The following is a 14,633-nucleotide window of genomic DNA, read 5'->3' on the forward strand; positions in this document are numbered from 1 at the left end:
CCGTCATGCCGTCGGCACCCGGCGCCCCCTTGTTGGCGATCACCCTTCGGTAAGCCCGCGCCATGTTGGCCTTCTCTACCACGGCCTCCATGAGCGGGGCGGGCTCCGCTTTCGTCCACGATGACGACGCCGGGACCGTCTCGACGCTCACCGGCCGGGACGCGGGGTTCCGCCCCTGCCCCTCTGGGTGGGTGGCGGTATCAGCGCCACTTTCTGTCTTCATGATCGATCCTCGAGACGTCATCGCCTACTCGCGGTTCTTCATGTTCGGCCCTTGGTGCCGGGGTGAATCGGCACTTACTATGGCCTCTGCTGACGTCTGATGGCCCATCCCGTCGCCTCTCGACGCCGGTAGCACCGTGGCAGACCACCAGACCTCCCAGGGTAAGACGCGCGACCTTCCCGCTTATGCCTGTCGGATCTACGTCATGGGGTTCTGTGCAAGTATCGGGCTTTGGTGATTCGTGCCACCTCACCCCACCATGACGCCTCGTATCCGCTTCCTGTTCGTCAGGCCAGCGTTTTGCCTCGGGCTTCCTTCAGATTCCCCCTCGCGGGGGACACCCTTGCCGTCGGCTAGCACTTCCCCTTGCCGGGCGTGCAGGGGACTTTCACCCCCGAGTCATCCCGAGGCACCACCCCCAGGAACAGCGCCAGTCAGGCGCTGCGCGCCATGCCTGGCGCACACGAAAACGCCGCCGGCCACGAGGCCGGCGGCGTTCCACTATCGTGACATGACTCAGGTGTCGCTTAGAAGCGGAAACGCAAACCGACACTTGCCGCATCGAAGGTATGATCGGAGCGGTCCAGGTAGCGCATGTAGTCGGCGCCGACGGAGAAGTTGGGCGCGATGTCGAATTCGGCACCGGCACCGTAGGAGAGGCCATCTTCACGACCCACGTCGAAGTCGACCTCGGTGATACCGGCCAGGCCGTAGAGGCGGAATTCATCGGAGAGCGGCAAAATACCCTTGCCGTAGGCACCGATGAGGTGATCCAGCTCAACCGGGCCGTCCGAGCCACCGGTGCCCAGATGTGCTTCGACACCGAAGAATTCGTTGAACTGCGCACCGCCGCGCAGGCGCAGGCCGGCGGAATCGCCCGATGGCCCGACATCGTTGCTGAGATCCCAGAACATGGCATCTGCGCCGATATACCCTTGCGGATACATCGGCATATGGGCTTGCTGCTGGGTGCGCGGCTGAGCTTGACCTTGAGCCTGAGTACGCTGCTGGGTCTGGGTTTGAGCTTGAGTTTGAGGTTGGGCCTGAGGCTGAGGCTGAGTCTGCTGAGCCTGGGCCGAAGAAATAAATGTACCTGCCATCAGTGCTACAGCGGGAACGGCTAGCAGTTTCATGTCTGCACCTCCATTAAGAAACGGTGTTTCCTTACACCGCCTCCAGTGTGGTACAGGGTTTTCGACCATGCAAGTCGAATAAGCAGAAGATAGTTTCGATTCGTAACAAAGAGACGCCCTTAGCGTGGAGAAAGACTCAGCGCCACGATGCCACCCAGCACGATCGCCCCACCGACCAGTTGAGTGCCCGACAGCATCTGGCCTAGCACCAGATAGCCGAGCAGCAGCGAGGCGACCGGCTCCACGTTCATCACCGGCGCATTGCGCGCCATCTCCAGCCGCGGCACGCTGATGAACAGCACCGAGAAAGCCACGCTGTAGAGCAGCGCCAGTGCAGCGAGCGCACCCCACCCCGCGGGACTTGCCGGCAGGGCCATGCCACCCGGCACCAGTTGCAGTACGCCGGCGACGATCATCAATACCAGCACCGTGAGCATGGTCAGCAGGCTGCGCAGGGTGCTGCCCACCTCCCCCAGATGGTGCTCGGTGGTCCACAGCGCCACGGAAAAGGCCGCTGCCGCGCCCAGGCCGAAGGCGATGCCCGGCAGCCACTCCGGACCAAGCGCCTCGGGCGCAGCCAGCCAGGCGGGAATATCGAGCACTACCACCAGACCGACTAGAATCGCCGTCATGATCAGCGCCGCGCGCAGCGTCGGCCGCGGCCCGCCCAGCGCCCAGGTCAGCAGCGCCAGCTGAATGGGAAAGGTGTTCATCAGCAGCAAGGCCACGACCACGGGGATGCGCGCCACCGCCGCATAGAGACACAGGCTCTGGATGGCCACCATCAGACCGGCCAGCAGCTGCCAGCGCCCGGCACCGGCCGGAAAGGTGAAGCGCTTGCGCTGCCAGAGAAACAGCACCACCAGCACGGCGAGCGCCGTTGCCGAGCGCACCAGCACGGCCAGCAGCAAGCCGGTGCCCTCATCGAAAGCCAGGCGTGCCGCTACGTGATTGCTGGCGAACAGGGTCGCAACGGCGACCAGGATGCCGATGGCGAGATGGCGGGGCAGCAGGCCCGGGAGATCAGCGGTGCGGTCGGAAAGCGCAGTGCTCATGACGGGTTCCGGTCGGGACGAAGCGCTCAGCATGCCAGCGTTCTCGCCCGGACCCAACAGTCCACCTCAAGATGAGGTAACAATAAGCCTGCGAAACAAAGCATGATAGACTAAAGTCTTACGTCTATGCTGCCTCTACAGCCTGCCAACGGGAGAACGGATGGAGACTTCGGTTCTGGTCATCAACTGCGGTTCCTCTTCGATCAAGTACGCCCTCGTGCCCAAGGATCCTTCCCGCCCACGTCTGTCGGGGCTGGCCGAGCGACTGGGTAACGGCGACGCCCGCCTGAAGGGAACCGACAGCCGCGGCGAGTCGTTCGAGCAGGCGCTGGCGGGCGCCGACCACGCCCGCGCGCTGGAAGCCATCCTCGAGCGGCTGGAGGGGCGCCTGCCGGTGGCGGTGGGGCATCGCATCGTGCACGGCGGCGAACGCTTCACCCGCGCCGCGCTGATCGACGACGAGGTGGTCGCCGCCATCGAGCAGACCGCCGCCCTGGCTCCGCTGCACAATCCCGCCAATCTGACGGGACTTGCCGCAACTCGGCGCCTGTTTCCCGACCTGCCCCAGGTGGCCGTGTTCGACACCGCCTTTCACCAGAGCCTGCCGCCGCGGGCCTATCGCTACGCCCTGCCGGAGTCGCTCTACCGCGAGCATGGCATACGACGTTATGGCTTCCACGGTACCAGTCATGCCTATGTCAGCCGGCGTGCCGATGCCCTGAGCGGCCTCGAGGGCGGCGGCTGGCTCACCGCCCACCTCGGCAACGGCTGCTCCGCCTGTGCGGTGTGGAAGGGCCAGAGCCTGGACACCAGCATGGGGCTGACACCCCTGGAAGGGCTGGTGATGGGCACCCGCAGTGGCGACGTCGACCCGGGCCTGCACGCCCACCTGTCGCGCCAGTTGGGCTGGTCGCTGGAGCGCATCGACGAGGTGCTCAACCGCGAGAGCGGCCTGCTGGGGCTGTCGGGCTTGACCAACGACATGCGCGAACTGGAAGCCGCCGAGGCGGACGGCCACCCCGGTGCGACGCTTGCCATCGAGGTGTTCTGCTACCGCATCGCCAAGTCGCTGGCCGCGCTCTCCTGCGCCCTGCCCCGTCTCGACGGGCTGGTCTTCACCGGCGGCATCGGCGAGAACTCCTCGCTGGTACGCGAGCGGGTGACCGCCCTGCTGCCCCACTTCGGCCTGCAGCTCAACCGCACCGTCAACAGCGAGACGATCCGCGGCAAGGAGGGCCGCATCGACGCCGGCGGTCGCCAGCTGTGGGTCATTCCCACCGACGAAGAGGGGCAGATCGCCACCGAAACCCGCCAGCGACTGGAAGAGGCCGCGGCATGACGCCACCCGACGTACGACCACACACCAAGGTGCTGCTGATGGTGCCCACCGGGGTGGGGGTCGGCCTGACCTCCGCCTGTCTGGGCCTGATGCAGGCGCTGGATACCATCGGTCTGAAGGCCGGCTTTCTCAAGCCGTTCCGCCAGGACGAGCTGAACGGCCCCGGCCCCGACCGCTCCACCGCCCTGGTGGGTAGCACCCTCGGCATGCGCCCTCCGGCCCCCATCCCCCAAGCCGACATGGAGCGCCTGCTGCGCCAGGATCGTCTCGACGTGCTGATGGAGCAGGTCATCGAACTCTTCGATCACGCCGTGGGCGGGCAGGATGGCACCGCGCCGGACCTGATCGTGGTGGAAGGGGTGGTTCCCACCGCCCATGGCACCTACGCCACCCAGCTCAACGCCCAACTGGCCCATGCGCTCAATGCCCGAATCATCCTGATCGGCAGCGGCGACGCCGCGGCCCCCGAGGCACTGGCCGAACAGCTCGACATGCACGCCAGCGCCTTCGGCGGCGTGGGCTCGGCGCGCACCCTGGGCTGCATCCTGATGCGCATGCAGAACCTGCCCGGCGGCGAGGAGCCTACGCTGGCTCCCGGCACCAGCAGCGTCGTGCTCGACGACACCTTTCTGAACGAACTGCGCCGCCACTCGCCGGCGCTGGCTACCGACCGTTTCCATCTGATCGGCGTGGTGCCCTACAATCCGGCGCTGATCGCTCCGCGGGTGGTCGACGTGGCGCGGGCGCTCGACGCCAGGTTCCTGCATGAGGGCGACGCCGCCAACCGCCGCGTGCTCTCCACCAGCCTGTGCGCCCGCAGCGCCGCCAACGCCCTGCACGTATTTCGCCCCGGCAGCCTGATCGTGACCTCCGGCGACCGCGACGACATCGTGCTGGCCTCGGCGCTGGCCACCATGAACGGCGTGCCCATGGCCGGGGTGCTGCTGACCAACGGCTTCATGCCCAACGACAACATGATCGAGATGTGTCGTCCGGCGCTGAAGACCGGCATGCCGGTGCTGGCGGTGGACACCGACAGTTTCACCACGGCCAAGAACCTGGGCCGCATGGGCAACGACATCCCCATGGACGACCTGGAGCGCGCCGAGCAGGTGACCCGCTTCGTCGCCGGCCATCTGGATCTGCAATGGCTCAAGGATCACCTCAGCCGCGGCTTCACCCGTCGGCTGTCGCCCTCGGCGTTCCGCCATCAGTTGGTCAAGCTGGCACAGCGCGCCAACCGGCGCATCATCCTGCCCGAGGGCAGCGAGCCGCGTACCGTGGAGGCCGCCGCCATCTGTCAACGCCGCGGCATCGCCAACTGCGTGCTGCTAGCCCGCCGCGAGGAGGTCGAGGAGGTCGCCCGCAACCGCGGCATCGAGCTGCCGGAAGGGCTCGAGATCCTCGACCCCGAGCACATTCGCAGCCGCTACGTGGCGCCCATGGTGGAGCGCCGTCGCGGCAAGGTGAACGAGCTGACCGCAGAGGATCAGCTGCAGGACAACGTGGTGCTGGGCACCATGATGCTGCAGCTCGACGAGGTCGATGGCCTGGTATCCGGCGCCATTCACACCACCGCCAACACCGTGCGCCCCGCCTTCCAGCTGATCAAGACCGCCCCGGGCTATCGCCAGGTGTCGTCGATCTTCTTCATGCTGCTGCCGGAGCAGGTGGTGGTCTACGGCGACTGTGCGGTGAACCCGGACCCCGACGCCGAGGCGCTGGCCGAGATCGCCATCCAGAGCGCGCGCTCCGCCCAGGCCTTCGGCATCGAGCCGCGGGTGGCCATGATCAGCTATTCGACCGGTGAGTCCGGCAGCGGCGCCGACGTCGACAAGGTGCGCCAAGCCACGCGGCTGGCCCGCGAGCAGGCACCGGACCTGCTGATCGACGGGCCGCTGCAGTACGACGCCGCCGCCATCGAGAGCGTGGGCCGCCAGAAGGCGCCCGACTCGCCGGTGGCCGGCCGTGCCACGGTGTTCGTGTTCCCCGACCTCAACACCGGCAACACCACCTACAAGGCGGTGCAGCGCAGTGCGCGGGTGGTCAGCGTGGGGCCGATGCTGCAGGGGCTCAACAAGCCGGTCAACGACCTCTCACGCGGTGCCCTGGTCGACGACATCGTCTACACCATCGCGCTGACGGCAATCCAGGCCGCCCAGCGCGGTTGAGCCCGGCCGTCCGGAACGCCGTGCCGGACGATAGGGCGCGGGGTCGATGGCCGGCTCCCGCCCGAGCAGCAGATCGACCAGTAGCCGGGTCGCCGCCGGCGCCAGTACCAGGCCGTTGCGGTAGTGCCCGGCATTGACGAAGAGCCCCTCGATGCCGGGTACGGCGCCGATGAAGGGGATGCCGTCCGGTGCCGCCGGGCGCAGCCCGGCCCAGTGATGTTCGAGCCGGCACTCGGCCAGTGCCGGCAGCATCGCCACGGCGCTGTGCCACAGCGACTCGCGCGCCTCCTCGGTGGTGCTCTTGTCGAAGTCGGTCTGCTCCAGGGTCGAACCGACCAGCACCCGGCCATCGCCGCGCGGAATCAGGTAGCGGCCATCGGCCAGCACCACCCGTTCCAGCAGCTGGCGCCCGCCCGGCATGGGCGGCGTGGCGAACAGCATCATCTGGCCTTTCACCGGGCGTACCGGCAGCGCCACGTCATGCTCGGCCAGCAGCACCCCGCTCCAGGCGCCACCGCACAGGATCACCCGCCCGGCAGCGATGCGCTGCTGTCCGGCAACGGCCCCCAGCACCCGCCCCCGCTCGACGATGAGCCGCTCGACGGCCGCTTCTTCCACCACTCGGGCGTTGGGCAACATCTCCAGTCGCGCGCGCAGCGCCCGGCACAGCCGCGGGTTGCGCACGCTGCCGAGGCTGGGCATCCACAATCCTTCGCCCAGCCCCTCTACCAGCCAGGGCTCCTGGCGGTAGATGAGGTCGGCATCGACCCGCTCCAGCGGCCAGCCCTGACGCTGCGCCCAGTCGCGAGCGCGCTCGGCGTCGTCCACGCTCAGGTAGAGCAGCCCCTTCTGGCGGTATTCGATGTCGACGCCGGTGGCCTCCCGCAGCTGCACCGCCATCTCGGCATAGCGCTCTCCCGCCCCCCGGGCAAGCTGCGATACCGGCTCGCTGTAGCGCCAGGGGTAGAGCGGCGAAACGATGCCACCTCCGGCCCAGGAGGCCTCCTGGCCGCAGCGGCCTCGCTCCAGCAGGGTAACGCCATGGCCGGCCTCGGCCAGCTGGCAGGCGGTCAGCATGCCGATGACACCACCGCCGACGATCAGGAAGTCGTTCACGCAATGCTCCGATACATGGCCCGCCACTGCGGGCGCCCAGGCCTCAGGACACGACTGCGCCCCGTCGCAACGGGGCGCAGAGGCGACAAGGTTACAGCGCGAGGAGCGTCAGGCGTTGCCCTTCAGCCTCTCGCTGCGCCGTCGTAACAGCTCCATGGTAACCAATAGCAGCGTCGAGATCAGGATCAGAATGGTGGCCATGGCGGCAATGGCGGGGCTGATGTTCTCGCGAATGCCGGAGAACATCTGGATCGGCAGGGTGCGCTCGGTGGGGCTGGCGATGAACAACGCCACCACCACTTCGTCGAACGAGGTAGCGAAGGCGAACAGCCCGCCCGATACCACGCCAGGCACGATCTGCGGCAGCACGATGGTGAAGAACACCCGCATGGGATTGGCGCCCAGACTCGCCCCGGCGCGCACCTGATTGAAATCGAAACCCTGCAGGGTGGCGTTGACGGTGATCACCACGAAAGGCACACCGAGCACCGTATGCGCCAGCACCAGCCCGGTGTAGGAGTTGAGCAGGCCGACCTGGGCGAAGAAGAAGTACATGCCCACCGCGACGATCACCAGCGGCACCACCATGGGCGAGATCAGCAGCGCCACGATGAGTCCCTTGCCGGGAAATTCGGCGCGGTTGAGACCCACCGCCGCCAGGGTGCCGAAGATCATCGCCAGCAGCGTGGCCAGCGGCGCCACGATCAGACTGTTCTTGAGCGCCCCCATCCACGCCGAGGAGGTGAAGATCGCCTCGTACCAGCGCAGCGAGAAACCCGGCAGCGGATAGGTCAGGAACGAGCCGCTGCTGAACGACAGCGGCACGATCACCAGCACCGGCGCGATCAGGAACAGCAGTATCAGACCGCAGAAGATGCGAAAGACCCAGAACCACACTTTCTCTACCGGCGAGGCGTAGGGAGGTAGCGACATGGCTCAGCTCCTGATCAGCTGCTTGCGGTTCACCAGGCGGTGGTAAACCAGGTAGAGCAGTAGCGTGACCACCAGCAGCAAACTGCCCAGCGCCGCCGCCATGCCCCAGTTGTTGGTGGTGTTGGTGTAGTAGGCCACGTAATAGCTCACCATCTGATCGGCCGGCCCGCCCACCAGCGCCGGGGTGATGTAGTATCCCAGCGCCATGATGAAGACGAGGATGGTGCCGGCCGCCACGCCGGAGATGGTCTGCGGTACGTAGACCTGCCAGAAGGCGGCGAAGGGGTGCGCGCCCAGCGATACCGCGGCGCGCTGGTAGCTCGGCGAGATGCCCTTCATCACGCTGTATAGCGGCAGCACCATGAACGGCAGCAGGATGTGGACCATGGCGAAGAACACCCCGATGCGGTTGAACACCAGCTGCAGCGGCGAGTCGATCAGCCCGGTGAAGAGCAGGCTCTGGTTCACCAGGCCGTTGGACTGCAGCAGGATGATCCACGCCGCAGTACGTACCAGCAGCGAGGTCCAGAACGGCAGCAGCACCAGAATCATCAGCATGTTGCTGGTCTTGGCCGGCAGCGTGGCCAGCAGATAGGCCAGCGGGAAGCCCAGTGCCAGGCAGATCAGGGTGACGCCCCCGGCAATCACCAGCGTGCGTTGGAACACGCTCAGGTAGAGGCGGTCGCGCTCGGCGACGCGCTGGATCTCTCCGTCGGCGCTACGCTCCAGGTCGAGCGAAGCCAGCAGGTAACGGTCGGTGGTGGTGGGTGCGGTACGCTGAATGCCGAGCCAGGTCTCGGTCTCGCCCCAGGCCGGATCGATCTCGGTCAGGGTCGCGACCCAATCGGTATCGGGGCCGACCGCATCGACCGCCGGCAGGCCACGCAGGGTGTTCATCAGCAGGCTGCGATAGCGCGAGTCCTCATAGTTGAGGCGCCGGCTGATGCGCCCCAGTCCCCCACCCTGTCGGGAGTCGCGCAGCTCGGCGGCGAAGGCCGCCAGAGTGGCCTCGTCCGGCAGCCCGCTGCCATCCCAGTGGCGCAGCCCCTCTGCCGTGAGCGGCATCACCGAATCGAGCTCGGTGTTGTCGACGCTGCGCCACAGCATGTTGCCGATGGGTACCACGAAGACGACGATCAGAAACAGCGCCAGCGGCGCCACCAGGCCGATGGCCTTGAGCTTGCGCAGCCGTTCGGCACGGCGTAGCTGCGCCTTGAGATTACCGCCAGGCCTTGCCGGCGACATGGTTGCCGTCTGGTTCGCGGACATCGCCTTCCCCATGGTTCAAGCGTGTCGGGCCAGCCCATGGCGGGCCCGACGTGGAAGCAGGGCTGGCGGCGACCCCGAGGCCGCCGCCGCTCGACGTCCCTCAGCGGGCCGCCCAGGCGCTGAAGCGTTGCTCCAGTTCTTCGCCATGATCGACCCAGAAGCTGGTATCGATGGCCAGCGCCCCCACCATGTTCTCTTCGTAGGTGGGCATGCGTCGCGCCTGGGCCTCGTCCAGTTGGGCGATGGCTTCCGGGTGCACCGGACCGTAGGGAATCTGGCTGGAGTAAGCCGCCTGAGTCTCGGGCTGGCTGGCAAACTCGATGAAGGCATAGGCCTCGTCGACGTACTCACTGCCGGCGACGATGGCCCAGTAGTCGAGGTCGTAGATGCTCTCGTTCCACACGATCTCGAGGTTGCTGCCCTCTTCCTGAGCCGCGGCGATGCGACCGTTGTAGGCGGAAGTCATCGCCACGTCGCCGGATACCAGCCACTGCGGCGGCTGAGCGCCGGCTTCCCACCACTGGATGTGGTCCTTGATCTCGTCGAGCTTGGCGAAGGCACGGTCGACCCCCTCGTCCGTGCGCAGCACGTCGTAGACCTCATCGGCGGCCACGCCGTCGGCCATCAGCGCGAACTCCAGGGTGTACTTGGCACCACGGCGCAGCCCGCGGGTGCCGGGGAACTGCTCGACGTCCCAGAAGTCGGCCCAGGAGGTCGGTGCGCCGTCCAGCGCATCGGCGTTGTAGGCCAGCACCGTCGACCACACGAAGGTACCCACGCCGCATTCGTCGAAGGCTGCATCGATCAGCACGCTGCCCAGCCCCAGGCGCTGCCAGTCGATGGGCTCGAACAGACCTTCGAAGCAGCCGCGTACCAGCTCGGGAGACTCCATTTCCACCAGATCCCAGCTGACGTTGCCGGTTTCCACCATGGCGCGGATGCGCGACAGCTCGCCGTTGTAATCTCCCGGCGTCAGGCGAATGCCCGTCTCCTCGCTAAAGGGCCCGTAGTAGGCGTTCTGCATGGCTTCGCCGGAGGCGCCGCCGAAGGAGATCACGGTCAATGCCTGAGCGCTGGCGGAGACCGCCAGACCGAGGCTGACCAGGCCGCCGAGGGCGATGCCGCGGCTGATGCGGGACAGTGGGAAGCGCTGTTGAGTCATGTCTATCTCCCGGCCAAAGGCCTTTGTTATTGAATTATTGCGTTGTTGTGGATCAGGAGGCGTCGAGTGCTCGCACGTCCTCGTCTCGCCAGCCGAGTTCGATCACATCGCCCGGCTGCATGCTGCTTTCGAAATCGTCCACCGGGACCCGCGCCATGAATTCGTCGTTGCCGGCCAGCTCGCAGCGAACTCGCAGGTGGTCGCCCAGGTAGATGAACTCGCGGATGCGGGCCTGGAGCCGATTGGGCAGGCCCTGAGCGGAGCCGTTGAGCTTGACCCGCTCGGGACGAATCGACAGTCGCGTGGCATCGCCTACCGCAAGCCCCGTGCCGATCAGCGCCCCAGTGCTGCATCCGTCGCCGAAGCTGACCCGGCAGTGGCGCCCTTCCACCGACTGAATACGACCTGCCAGGGTGTTGTTCTCGCCGATGAACTGAGCGACGAAGGCATTGGCCGGGTGCTCGTAGAGATTGGACGGCGAGTCGATCTGCTGAATGACGCCATCGTTGAACACCGCCACGCGGTCCGACATGGTCAGCGCTTCGCTCTGGTCGTGGGTGACGAAGACCACGGTGAGCCCGAGCCGCTCATGGAGGTGTTTGATCTCCAGCTGCATCTGCTCGCGCAGCTGCTTGTCCAGCGCTCCCAGCGGCTCGTCCATCAGCACCAGCTGCGGCTCGAAGACCAGCGAGCGGGCCAGCGCCACGCGCTGCTGCTGGCCGCCGGAGAGCTGGGTGGGCCGGCGCCTGGCAAAGTCGCGTAGTTGGATCATGTCGAGAATGTGGGCCACCTTGCGGTCAGCCTCGGCGGCCGGCATGCGGCGCGTCTTGAGCGGGTAGCGGATGTTCTCCTCTACCGTCATGTGGGGAAACAGGGCATAGTTCTGGAACACCATGCCGAAGTTGCGCTTGTGGGGCGGCACGCTGTTGAGCCGCTGGTCGCGCAGGAAGATGTCGCCACTGGTCGGCACCTCGAAGCCGGCCAGCATCATCAAACAGGTGGTCTTGCCGGAGCCAGAGGGCCCCAGCAGCGTGACGAACTCCCCTTGGCGAATCGTCAGATTGAGATCCTTGACCACCAGATGCTCGCCATCGTAGGTCTTCTGGACGCCTGTGAAGGTAATCAAGGGCGGCGGATGAGGGTGCGATTCGTTGGTCTTGTCGTGAGGCATCGTTTCACCCATGGCGATTTCAGAGGGGTGCAGACGTCAAGAATAATGCAAGACGTTCACTGAAAGTTTCAACATTCAAGCTAAACATCGCCAAGAACATCGTCAAGTATATTCCACATCCTTCTTTAGCCGTAATTCAACGCAGCATGCAAGACTCCCTCCCGTTCAGACGTTTGGTTGAGCCCCCGGACAAGCCCGCCCTTTCATGCAGACCTAGGCTGGCCTAGAGTGGAGGCATGTTCAGCTACAACTGAAGGAGGTAATGCCCATGGCGGTTCAAGAGCGACCCCCGGTCGTGGCAGGCCCTGAACGACGAGCCCAACTGACACTCTTTGCACGAAATTTCTTCAAGCACCCCCGCATGCTGGGTTCCATCATACCCAGTTCATCCTTCCTCATTCGCCGGCTGCTGGAGCCCGTGGACTGGGAACGAGCACGTGTGATCGTCGAATACGGGCCCGGCGTGGGCACCATCACCCACGAGATCCTGGGTCGCTTGCACCCCGACGCAACGCTGGTGGTCATCGAGACCAACGACGATTTCGTCGACTTCCTGAACCGCTCCATGACCGATCCTCGTCTCAAGGTGATAGCCGGCTCCGCCGAGAACATCGAGGAGGAACTCGAGCGCCTTGGCCTGCCGGCAGCCGACTACGTGGTCGCCGGCCTGCCCTTCAGTACCATGCCGGCCGACTGCCGCGAGCGAATCCTTCAGCAGAGCCAGAAAGCACTGGCCGCCGGGGGGTCCATGCTGATCTATCAGTTCTCCCCCAAGGTCTCTTCCGACCTGCGCCAGATCTTCTCGCGCGTGGAGAGCACCTTCGAGCCGATCAACATCCCACCCGCCAAGGTCTATTTCTGCCACAAGTGATGCGCCCCTATGTCGACCGCAGGCCCGCCGGCCTGCGGTGGATCGGAGCCATTCTTGACCGCCCCCATTCGCTTGACCGGCCCCGGTTGACAGCATTGCTTTTCGCTTCCGGCACCGTGCTATTCCAAGATTACTTAGGCCTTGCGCTGGCCCAGCCCCCGGAAACGACATATCCTTTTCGGTTCGATGACGCTTTCGCCACTCGCTTGGAAGAAGGGAGATTCCCATGCCCGGCCTGCTGCCCGATGTCGACCCCGATGGCCTGCTCGAATACTCGGTGGTCTATACCGATCGTTCCCTCAACCACATGTCACAACGTTTTCAGGGGGTGATGCGCGATGTCTCGGCGACCCTCAAGAGGGTCTACCGGGCTCGCAGCGTGGCGATCGTGCCCGGTAGCGGCACTTTCGGCATGGAGGCCGTGGCACGGCAGTTCGCCACCAACCAGCACTGCCTGATCGTGCGCAACGGCCAGTTCAGCTATCGCTGGTCCCAGATTCTGGAAATGGGCGCCATTGCCACCTCGACCACGGTGCTCAAGGCCCGTCGCCTGGATCCGCAGGACGACCGCTCGCCCTTCGCGCCGGCCCCCATCGAGGAGGTCGAACGTACCATCCGCGAGGAGCGCCCCGGCGTGGTGTTCGCGCCCCATGTGGAGACCTCTGCCGGGCTGCTGCTGCCCGACGACTATCTGCGCCGGGTGGCGGCGGCGGCACATGAGGTCGGCGGCCTGTTCGTGCTCGACTGCATCGCTTCCGGCACGCTGTGGGTGGACATGCAGGAGATCGGCGTCGACGTGCTCGTCAGTGCCCCCCAGAAGGGCTGGAGCGGGCTACCCTGCTGCGGCATGGTGATGCTCTCCGAGCGGGCGCGCGCGCGTATCGAAGAGACCGTCAGCACCAGCTTTGCCTGCGACCTGCGCAAATGGCTGTGGATCATGGAGACCTACGAGAACGGCGGCCACGCTTACTACGCCACCCTGCCGACCGATGGCCTGGCCCGGCTGCGCGACATCATGCACGAGACCGCCGAGTACGGCTTCGACAAGGTGCGCGAGGAGCAGTGGGCACTGGGACGCGGCGTGCGTGAACTGCTGGCACGCTACGGCTACCGCAGCGTGGCGGCGCCGGGCTTCGAAGCGCCCGGCGTGGTGGTCTGCTACAGCGACGATCCGGGCATCGTGGCCAAGTTCGCCGCCGCCGGGGTGCAGGTAGCCGGCGGCGTGCCGCTGATGTGCGACGAGGGCGAGAACTACCAGGCGTTCCGCATCGGCCTGTTCGGCCTCGACAAGCTGCACGAGACCGAGCGCAGCCTGGCCAATCTGGAAGCGGCACTGAAGCAGGTCGGCTGAGCTTCGTTCGCCTGCAGACGCAAGCGGGGCGGCCCTTTGGCCGCCCCGCTTGCGTTGGACGTTGGCGATACGGCCCGTTACGGTCAGAAGTGACCGACCCCGCGGGGCAGCATGCCGAGATTGTTCTCCACGGACTTCACGCCGGGCGTGTTCTCGACGGCGACCTGTACCGCCATCTTCTCCTCCTGGCTCTCGACCAGGCCCCAGACCTGCACCACGCCCTCGGTCACGATCACGTTGATGCGATCGACCCAGACTCCGGTGTTCTCTTCGATTTCCTCGAGAATGGCATCGCGGATCTCGCGGTCGTCGGTGGTGGCCGGGGTCGCGGCATCGGGCGCGGTCATCGAGAAGCCACGCAACAGGTTGGCGCGGCTGACGATACCCACCAGCTTGCCGTCACGCACCACCGGCACCCGCTTGATGTGGTGCTTTTCCAGCAGCTTGGCCACGCGGTTCAGCGGCTCGTCCTCGCCGATGGTGATGGGGTTTGGCGTCATGATCTCATGCGCCTTGCGGGCGTGAGACTTGATGTATTCGCTGGCGTTGTTGGCGCCGGCAAAGATGGACTTGAGCCACCAGGACTTGCGCCGTTCGGTACCGTTCTCGACGCGACGCATCAGGTCGCCCTCACTGACGATGCCGAGAACCTTGCCATCGTCTTCCACCACGGGCAGAGCGCTGATGTTGTGCTCGAGCAACAGGCGTGCGATTTCCCGAACGTCGGTCTCGGGTGACACGGTGATGACCTTTGGGGTCATGACATCGACAGCATGCATGACGGGATCCTCCTGGCTGGTCCCTGCTTAAAATCTAGTCCGACTTGCTCGGCGTCACAA

General features: G+C 65.8%; 12 protein-coding genes. 4 read left to right on the top strand and 8 right to left on the bottom strand.

The window, feature by feature from the left end:
- Positions 1–750: 750 nt before the first annotated feature.
- Entirely contained in the window at positions 751–1,356 is a 606-nt protein-coding gene (locus C4S71_RS19600; RefSeq protein WP_234238377.1) for a porin family protein, read from the bottom strand.
- 119 nt (positions 1,357–1,475) lie between these two features.
- Positions 1,476–2,411 carry a DMT family transporter gene (locus C4S71_RS19610; RefSeq protein WP_103970268.1) on the bottom strand — a complete coding sequence of 312 codons (936 nt, stop codon included), beginning with the start codon at positions 2,409–2,411 and terminating at the stop codon, positions 1,476–1,478.
- A 160-nt stretch (positions 2,412–2,571) separates the two neighbouring features.
- On the opposite strand from C4S71_RS19610, the gene C4S71_RS19615 reads away from it, so the two are divergent.
- Both C4S71_RS19615 and pta read left to right on the top strand, forming a co-directional pair.
- Complete coding sequence (locus tag C4S71_RS19615) at positions 2,572–3,750, top strand: acetate/propionate family kinase (protein ID WP_103970269.1); 1,179 nt, start codon at positions 2,572–2,574, stop codon at positions 3,748–3,750.
- The gene (gene pta, locus C4S71_RS19620; protein WP_103970270.1) at positions 3,747–5,921 is read left to right on the top strand and encodes a phosphate acetyltransferase; all 2,175 of its coding nucleotides are present in this window, start codon (positions 3,747–3,749) and stop codon (positions 5,919–5,921) included. Before C4S71_RS19615 ends, pta begins: the two co-directional genes overlap by 4 nt.
- Here the strand turns inward: pta and thiO are convergent.
- The 5 genes from thiO to C4S71_RS19645 form a co-directional block, all read right to left on the bottom strand.
- Positions 5,847–7,037: a glycine oxidase ThiO gene (gene thiO / locus C4S71_RS19625; protein ID WP_103970271.1), complete on the bottom strand. Its 1,191-nt coding sequence runs from the start codon at positions 7,035–7,037 to the stop codon at positions 5,847–5,849. The two genes, pta and thiO, sit on opposite strands and share 75 nt — an antisense overlap.
- 108 nt (positions 7,038–7,145) lie before the next feature.
- Positions 7,146–7,970, bottom strand: coding sequence for an ABC transporter permease (locus C4S71_RS19630; protein ID WP_103970272.1), 825 nt, complete (start codon positions 7,968–7,970; stop codon positions 7,146–7,148).
- 3 nt (positions 7,971–7,973) lie between these two features.
- Positions 7,974–9,239: an ABC transporter permease gene (locus tag C4S71_RS19635; RefSeq protein WP_200825332.1), complete on the bottom strand. Its 1,266-nt coding sequence runs from the start codon at positions 9,237–9,239 to the stop codon at positions 7,974–7,976.
- Between the two features lie 100 nt (positions 9,240–9,339).
- Complete coding sequence (locus C4S71_RS19640; protein WP_086511998.1) at positions 9,340–10,401, bottom strand: ABC transporter substrate-binding protein; 1,062 nt, start codon at positions 10,399–10,401, stop codon at positions 9,340–9,342.
- 52 nt (positions 10,402–10,453) lie between these two features.
- On the bottom strand, positions 10,454–11,572 hold the full coding sequence (locus C4S71_RS19645) for an ABC transporter ATP-binding protein (RefSeq protein ID WP_086512005.1): 1,119 nt from the start codon (positions 11,570–11,572) through the stop codon (positions 10,454–10,456).
- A 361-nt stretch (positions 11,573–11,933) separates the two neighbouring features.
- Here C4S71_RS19645 and C4S71_RS19650 point away from each other — a divergent pair, with 361 nt between their 5' ends.
- Both C4S71_RS19650 and C4S71_RS19655 read left to right on the top strand, forming a co-directional pair.
- Positions 11,934–12,443: a class I SAM-dependent methyltransferase gene (locus tag C4S71_RS19650; RefSeq protein WP_234238383.1), complete on the top strand. Its 510-nt coding sequence runs from the start codon at positions 11,934–11,936 to the stop codon at positions 12,441–12,443.
- Positions 12,444–12,669: 226 nt separating this feature from the next.
- Positions 12,670–13,794, top strand: coding sequence for an aminotransferase class V-fold PLP-dependent enzyme (locus tag C4S71_RS19655; protein ID WP_103970273.1), 1,125 nt, complete (start codon positions 12,670–12,672; stop codon positions 13,792–13,794).
- Positions 13,795–13,877: 83 nt separating this feature from the next.
- Here the strand turns inward: C4S71_RS19655 and C4S71_RS19660 are convergent, their stop codons facing one another.
- Positions 13,878–14,573 (bottom strand): CBS domain-containing protein, encoded by a 696-nt coding sequence (locus C4S71_RS19660; RefSeq protein WP_103970274.1) that lies wholly within the window; start codon positions 14,571–14,573, stop codon positions 13,878–13,880.
- Positions 14,574–14,633: the final 60 nt, after the last annotated feature.

This window comes from Billgrantia desiderata, from assembly GCF_900108215.1.
GTDB lineage: Bacteria > Pseudomonadota > Gammaproteobacteria > Pseudomonadales > Halomonadaceae > Halomonas > Halomonas desiderata.